The organism is Methanocrinis sp., from assembly GCF_049974945.1.
GTDB lineage: Archaea > Halobacteriota > Methanosarcinia > Methanotrichales > Methanotrichaceae > Methanocrinis.
In genome coordinates this window covers 1-2,371 of sequence record NZ_JBNGCU010000184.1, presented here as the reverse complement: position 1 = coordinate 2,371, position 2,371 = coordinate 1, and the positions used below count along the sequence as shown (strand labels likewise).

The 2,371-nt window shown below is 61.5% G+C and carries 4 protein-coding genes; 2 read left to right on the top strand and 2 right to left on the bottom strand.

What is annotated here, in order from left to right:
- Positions 1-77 precede the first annotated feature (77 nt).
- Both ACP5EL_RS10385 and ACP5EL_RS10380 read left to right on the top strand, forming a co-directional pair.
- The gene (locus ACP5EL_RS10385) at positions 78-629 is read left to right on the top strand and encodes a GMP synthase subunit A (protein ID WP_428402437.1); all 552 of its coding nucleotides are present in this window, start codon (positions 78-80) and stop codon (positions 627-629) included.
- 33 nt (positions 630-662) lie between these two features.
- Complete coding sequence (locus ACP5EL_RS10380) at positions 663-1,301, top strand: YkgJ family cysteine cluster protein (protein ID WP_428402436.1); 639 nt, start codon at positions 663-665, stop codon at positions 1,299-1,301.
- An 8-nt stretch (positions 1,302-1,309) separates the two neighbouring features.
- On the opposite strand, the gene ACP5EL_RS10375 is transcribed toward ACP5EL_RS10380, so the two are convergent.
- Positions 1,310-1,567, bottom strand: a complete 258-nt coding sequence (locus ACP5EL_RS10375) for a hypothetical protein (protein WP_428402435.1) — start codon at positions 1,565-1,567, stop codon at positions 1,310-1,312.
- Positions 1,551-2,371, bottom strand: an 821-nt coding sequence (locus ACP5EL_RS10370) for a tRNA(His) guanylyltransferase Thg1 family protein (RefSeq protein ID WP_428402434.1), incomplete at its 5' end; no start/stop codon positions are given. The genes ACP5EL_RS10370 and ACP5EL_RS10375, both read right to left, overlap by 17 nt.

The window sequence follows — 2,371 nt, the reverse complement described above, 5'->3', positions numbered from 1 at the left end:
CAAAAACGAGATGTAACGTTTATCATCTATCATCCGAAATCCGAAGCCAAATATAAGTCGAGAAAGTCGAGGCGAGAATGTTAGTTCTGGTAGTAAACAACTATGGTCAGTTCAACCACCTGATCCACCGGAGCGTGAGGGACCTAGTTTCAGCGAGGATGATCTCAAACCAGACCCAGGCAAAGGATATCGAGGCCGACGGTCTGATCCTCGGCGGTGGCCCCGCCCTCGAGAGGGCCGGAAACTGCTCAGAGTATCTGACAAAGCTCGATATGCCGATCCTCGGAATCTGTCTCGGCCTCCAGCTGATGGCCGAGACCTTCGGCGGAAAGGTCGAGAAGGGAACCGTCGGCGGGTATGCCGAGGTCGATGTCGAGGTGCTGGAGGAGGACGACATCCTGAAGAGCCTTCCCCCAAAGATCAAGACCTGGGCCTCTCATGCCGACCAGGTGGTCTCTCTCCCGCCGGAGTTCCGGGTTCTGGCGCGGTCTGAGGTCTGCGAGATCGAGGCCATGAGGCACGAGACGCGGCCCCTCTACGGAGTCCAGTGGCATCCCGAGGTGGTCCACACCGAGGGCGGGATCCAGCTTCTCGAAAACTTCCTTGAGGTATGCAGGGAACGGAGTTAGGGGTGGCCATTGAATCGAGCTTGCGTCGAGGATATGCTGGCCGATCTCGCGCTCCAGCTCGCTCGGGCCGAGAGCCTCTCCACCGAGGCCATCGCCCGCGAGATCGGTAGGGTCGGCTTTCGCTGCCAGCGGTGCGGCGACTGCTGCCGGGGCGAGGAGAACAGCGTCGCACTATTCCCCTTCGAGATCAGGAAGATCATGGCCGCGGCGGGCGGCGAAGGCTGGCTGGATGTCGCCGAGCCCCCCCTGGAGGGCGAGTGGGATGTTGAGGGGAACTTTCACACCCTGGAGTGGCGCCTCCGAAAACCGGGCCGGGACTGCAAATACTATTCTGAGATGGGGTGCAGGATCTACGAGGCTAGGCCCATCCTCTGCAAAACCTACCCCTTTTACCTGGAGGAGGGCCGTCTCCGCTGGTCTCTGTGCAGGGGGCTCGGCGGCCCGATCGGCCACGAGGACTCCCAAAAGCTCGCCGGCCTTCTCAAGATAAGGCAGATCGTTGAGATCAGAGAGGCGATAGATCTCGTCAGAAAGTACAAGGACTTCGAGCGGGGCGAGCCCTCGCCTTTCGGCAGATGCATCGTCCACGACAGCGAGGGCGAGCACGAGATCGAGTGGTCCGAGATCCCGGGGGCTCTCGGAAGGCGGCTCAGAAGGTCTGGCGGTTGGTAGACTGGATTTCACCGACCTTCTTCCTGGACCTCGTACTCCAGGGTGCCGATGGCGTGCTTGAAGACGATGATCTTCTTTCCCCTCCCAGCGTCCAGGAGCAGCTCGTAGTTGTTGTGCGACTCAAGCTTCGCGATCAGGGGCCTTCCGTCCATCAGCCTGATCGTCACCTTCTGGCCCACGGCCTGAGGGATGAACTGCTTGGGCCTGGCCGCCTCCTTTCCCGTCTCCTTCTTCGCCTCTTCCTCTACCTTATCCACGAACTTCATTTTCAGCTCCTAAAGATCTCGAAACCATCCCTTCGAGGAGGCTTCTCCCATCGTCCGACCGGAAGAGGGGCGGCTCCCAGTCCTCGACGATCCGCCACCTCTTCCTCCTCTTCTCCTCCTTCCCTCTGCCCCTTCCCTCTTCCTTTCCGGTTCTCTCCTCGCCGCCATCGCCCGCCTCCGCCTCTTCTACCGCCATCGTCTCTTCCCTGCGGATCAGGATGCCCCTCCTCTGCCAGGCCGGGCTCTTGGCCAGGTTTGTCCCCCGGCAGAAGAGCATCTCGTGGATCTCGGCCTCCTTCAGACCCCTTAGCCTTTCCATCGCCTGGTGGGGGGCGAGGCCGTCGTCGATGAGGACGTAAAAGCCGCTGGAGAAGACGTGGTTTCTCCAGGCCTCGTCCTGCCTTTCCGCGAAGTAATCGGTGATCTCGCCGGGACAGAGGGGGATCGACCTCGCGTCCATGGCCACGGCTTTTCCGAGGCTGAGGGAGAGGAGGCCCGAGAGAGTCCCCGCCGCCACCGAGTCGATCTTCTCCAGGCGGCCGTTGAAGGGCGCCTCGGAGAAGAGGAGGTTGACCTCGTCGGAGAAGGTGAAGGCGAGGGATGGGGCGAGCCCCGACTCCTGGACGAAGATTCTCGCGGCCCTCGCCATCGCCCTCGCGAAATCGAGGTCGTAGGGCTTCTTCGCCTCCTTTAGCAGCTTTCCAAAACCCCTGCCGTCGGCCCTCACCACCAGCGGGGCGCGGACCCTGAGGTCGGCGTAGACCTCCCGGCGATCAGCCCTTCTTGTCATCTCTGTAAGGCATG